Source organism: Microcystis sp. LSC13-02, assembly GCA_002282935.1.
GTDB lineage: Bacteria > Cyanobacteriota > Cyanobacteriia > Cyanobacteriales > Microcystaceae > Microcystis.
Genome location: MTBT01000210.1, coordinates 26,715 through 31,149, shown reverse-complemented (window position 1 = coordinate 31,149; position 4,435 = coordinate 26,715). Strand labels below are relative to the sequence as shown.

Here is a 4,435-nt window from a genome sequence, read left to right as displayed (position 1 = left end):
GGTTCAGTTTTTAGCTTGGTTATCGCTTTTTCCATTGTAGCTTAAAGCCGTCCTAAAAGGACGGGGTTTTAACCCAAATTTTCGATAACTTAACTTTGTCTGGCTTGTCTGGGAGCGGTTATAAGTGGGGTTTCCTGTTCCTAGGGTTAGGAGTCAGTTATCAGTTATCAGTTATCAGTTATCAGTTATCAGTTATCAGATGTGAGTTTTCAGATGTGAGTTTTCAGTTCACTGATTACTGTTTACTGAGCACTGAAAAGCTTCCCACTTCCCCACACCCCACTTGCGTCTTAGGTTAAACTTTAATTCCTAGTACCTGTGTATGGGTTCCCCGCGCTTGGGTGACACCGATGGTTCTTTCCGATGCTTCAATCATGGGCCGACGCAAACTAACGACAATAAATTGCGCTTGTTGTGCTTGTTTTTGAATCATTTTGGCCAATTTCTCTACATTGGCCCCATCTAAAAACATATCCACTTCATCAAACGCATAAAAGGGAGAAGGACGATATCTTTGTAGGGAAAAAATAAAGCTTAAAGCGGTTAAAGATTTCTCACCCCCAGACATGGAACTTAATCGCTGTACGGGTTTTCCTTTGGGATGTGCCACCAGATTTAAGCCACCATTAAAGGGGTCATTTTCGTCTTCTAGTTGTAAGTAACCATCGCCATCGGACAGGGTAGCAAATATAGTCTTAAAGTTTTCGTTAACGACAGTAAATGCTTCCTGAAAAGCATTAAATCTGAGGGTGGTAAAGTTTTCTATCCGTAAAAGTAGTTCGGTTCTTTCTCCTTCTAGAGTTTGCAGTTTTTCTGATAGTTCATCTAATCTCTCTTTAGTTTTTTGGTGTTCTTCTAAAGCTAACATATTCACCGGTTCTAAAGCTTCTAATTTCTTTTGTAACTGCCGAATATCGCTTTGAATTTTCTCGAAATCTCGATCACTTTCGGGAATTTCGGGCAAGGGATTGGGTAAGTCGCTTTCTAGTTGACTAATTTCTGTTTGTAAGGTGGTTAGTAATGTTTGTCTTTCCTCTTGATTGTTGACTAACTTTTCCGATTGCCAGATAGCCTGTTGTTGCTGGTTTTGTTGTTGTCGCAAAACTGTCTCTAATTGGTCTCTTTTTTGCTTGGTTTCCCCTAGTTGTTGCGATAATTGCTGTAAAGCTTGATTGATTTCTAAAATATGGCGATCAAGTTTTTCTATCTCCAGATTACCGATATTTCTCTGATTAACTGCATCGGTAATTATCTTGTCAATCTCAATAATTCTATCCGCAGAATCTTGACTTTTTTCCTCTAGTCTGATTTGTTGATTTTGTAAATCTTTTAACTGTTCGCGGACTGTAGCGAGGTGATTTTCTTGGGTTTGTAACTCTAATTCTTGACTACGAATTATTCCCTGTACCTGTTGCCATTCGCTATGGGTATGATTGGCCTCTAACGCAGTTAATTTCTCCTGTTCTTGCTGTAAAGATAACTCTAACTCAGGAATTTCTCTAGTTAATACCTCTAACCGTTGACGAGAAATAGTAATTTCCTCTTGCTGGCCCGATAATTGACGGGTTAAATCCTCTTTTTCTGTGGTTAAACGTTGTAAATCCTTGCTTAATTGTTGTAGAGATAATTGATTTTCTCGATGACTCTGACGGGTTTCGGTTAACTGTTGGGTTAACTGACTGATAAGATTATTAATTTGGGTAATTTTTTCTTCGTTGCGGGTAAGAATGCGATCGATTTCTGCTAATCTTTCCCGTAGAGATTCTGCTTCACTAGACTCCTTCGGAGAAATTTTACCAAAACGCAGCCCCGATCGCGTCGGTTGGCTGCCTCCAGTTATAGCGCCAGTCATCTCTAATAACTCGCCATCCAAAGTAACGATGCGATATTGATTGATATAATAACGTGCAGAGTCTATATCCTCGAAAACCACCGTACTGCCAAAAATATAGTTAAAAACCTCCCGATACTGGGATTGAAACTTAACTAAATTCACCGCTAAATCTAGATAACCCCGCGCATGACGCAGAGAGGAAATATCTTGGGGACGGGGAGGACGAATTTTATTCAGGGGTAAAAAAGTGGCCCGACCGATGCGACGCTGTTTTAGCAAGGCAATTCCGGCAGCCGCAACGCTATCATCTTGGACGACTACATGACCTAAACGACCTCCGGCTGCGATTTCAAGAGCAATTTGATAACGTTCCTCTACTTCGCCTAATTGTGCCACTAATCCGCAGATTCCGGGCAAATCTGACTGTAATAATATTTGAGTAGCATAGGTTCCCTGGGCCTCCTGTTGAGCTTGCTTAGTCGCTTCCAGTTTATCTAATTCCCTCTGTTTGTCCCGTTGTTCCTTGAGCAGACGTTTTTGGGTGTCCTGACTGATAACGCGATTTTGTTCGGCAATGGTGAGTTTTTGGGCTAAATTTTGGATATCGGGTTCAGAATTATTAATTTTTTGCAATATTTCTTGACTTTCTTCTGTTTTTGTGCTAATAACTTGCTCTAATTCTTGCAGACGTTGACCAGCTTCTATTATATTAGTTTGCAATCGATCGCATCTTTCGGTCAATTGGGCCCGTTGGCTACGATAGGGGTTTAATTGTTCCTGAAGACGGGTAATATTGCGGGAAAGGTCACTTTGTTCTTTTACCCAAGCTTCTGACGCTTCCGCGAGACTACTTGCTTGCAGACGATGGGTTTCTAGGGTTTCCCTTGCGGTTTGGGTTGTCAGTAGGAGATTGGGTAAAATTGCAGTTTCTAAACGGCTTTTTTCAGCAGTAATCTGATTTAATTCGAGATTGTAGCGATTAATTTCCTCTAAAAGTCTGGTTTTCTGTGTCTGAGATTCTTTTTCGAGGTTTTCTAACTCTTTTTGTCGTTGTTGCTGTTGTTGTCGTTTGGCCTGTTGACTCGCTAATCGGGAAGTCAGGGACAGGTGTTCATCTTCCCCGAAAGCTTTGACCTGTTGATTGAGTTTCTCTAATTCTTGACTATTTTGGGCGATTTGTTCGGATAAATTGGCGATAGTCTCGGTTAAAACCTGTTTTTCCTTTTCCCCAGCTTGAATTTGTTCTTTTACTTGCTGGCAGCGCTGCTGGAGATTTTGCCAATGGAGGACAATTTCCCATTGTTGTTTTTCTTGGACTTGGGCCTTGAGTTTTTGGTATTTTTCGGCTTTAATGCGATCTAGTGCTAATTTTTCCAGAGATTTTTGCAATTCTGTGGCAATAATTTGGCAGCGTTCTTCTCTTTCTTTAACCGAATCGATATTCTCCTTAGTTTTCTCAATTTTGCGGTCAAATTCAGCTACTCCTGCCAATTCGTCGATAATTTCCCGTCTTTCCTTGGCATTCATGCTGATAATTCGGGTTACGTCCCCCTGTAACACCACGTTGTACCCTTCGGGATAGATGCGTAAACGGTTTAACTGGTCGTGAAGTTCGCTAACCGTACAGGTTTCCCCATTGATATAGTAGGTAGAAGTATAGCTGCCACCCTTAGCCACTTTTAAGCGTCGGGAAACCGTCCAATCCCTATCGGTTGCGCCGGTCATATCGGCAATATCAAAAGTCACCGAAACACTCGCTTCGGTGCTATGACGTTGACTGTTATAGCTGTGATTGACTAAATCCGGTAATCTTTCGGCCCGCATTCCCTTGGAAGTAGCTAATCCCAAGCAAAATAGCAATGCGTCGAGGATATTCGACTTTCCTGAACCATTTGGACCAGAAACCACCGTAAACCCTGGTAAAAAGGGTATAGGAGTTGTTCCCCCGAAGGATTTGAAGTGTGAGAGTTCGACCTTTTTGATGTAAACCATGGCGATAAACAAAAAGTAGGAAAGCTGTCAGCTTTAAGACAACACCCTTATAGAAAAATATAGCTGATAGCTACCTTAGATGGCTTGAATCCATTCCTTGACTTGGTACTCTGTCCAGATACCATTTTGCCAGTAGGGATCTGCTTCGATTAATTCCCGCACTTCTGACTCGCTGGCTGCCTGATAAATTCCGAAAACTTGGCTTAAATCTGCCGTTGGCCCGATGGTAATGAGAATTCCCCGTTCTTTCTGTTGATTTAATCCCTCTAGATGCGCTTGACGATAGGGTGCGCGTTTTTCCAGCACGTTTTCACAATAACTACCCCAGATAACAAATTTCGGCATATTTGACCTGTACTCTCTTGATCTGTTGCTATTTTACGATCGAATCGTCAATCAGACTAAATCGATATAGAAAAGTGGGGGGGAGGGTAGAGTTGGCTGATTTTTTCTATGCCAAAGTTTTACCTTAAATGTTGGCTTGAAGGAACCCTCGGTTTCACCTCGGAGATGAAAAGCCAACCAATATAGAAACAGCGAAGCACAATTAATATTCTGGGGAGTCTTGGCTCTCCACATATTTTTTAAGTTGATCTATCGTAACGCCAC

Annotated in this window: 2 protein-coding genes; both read right to left on the bottom strand. The window is 41.6% G+C overall.

Annotated elements, in window-relative coordinates:
• Positions 1-295: 295 nt before the first annotated feature.
• Entirely contained in the window at positions 296-3,826 is a 3,531-nt protein-coding gene (gene smc, locus BGL89_RS12840; RefSeq protein WP_286826033.1) for a chromosome segregation protein SMC, read from the bottom strand.
• A gap of 75 nt (positions 3,827-3,901) precedes the next feature.
• Positions 3,902-4,171 carry a YciI family protein gene (locus BGL89_RS12835; RefSeq protein ID WP_002762776.1) on the bottom strand — a complete coding sequence of 90 codons (270 nt, stop codon included), beginning with the start codon at positions 4,169-4,171 and terminating at the stop codon, positions 3,902-3,904.
• Positions 4,172-4,435: the final 264 nt, after the last annotated feature.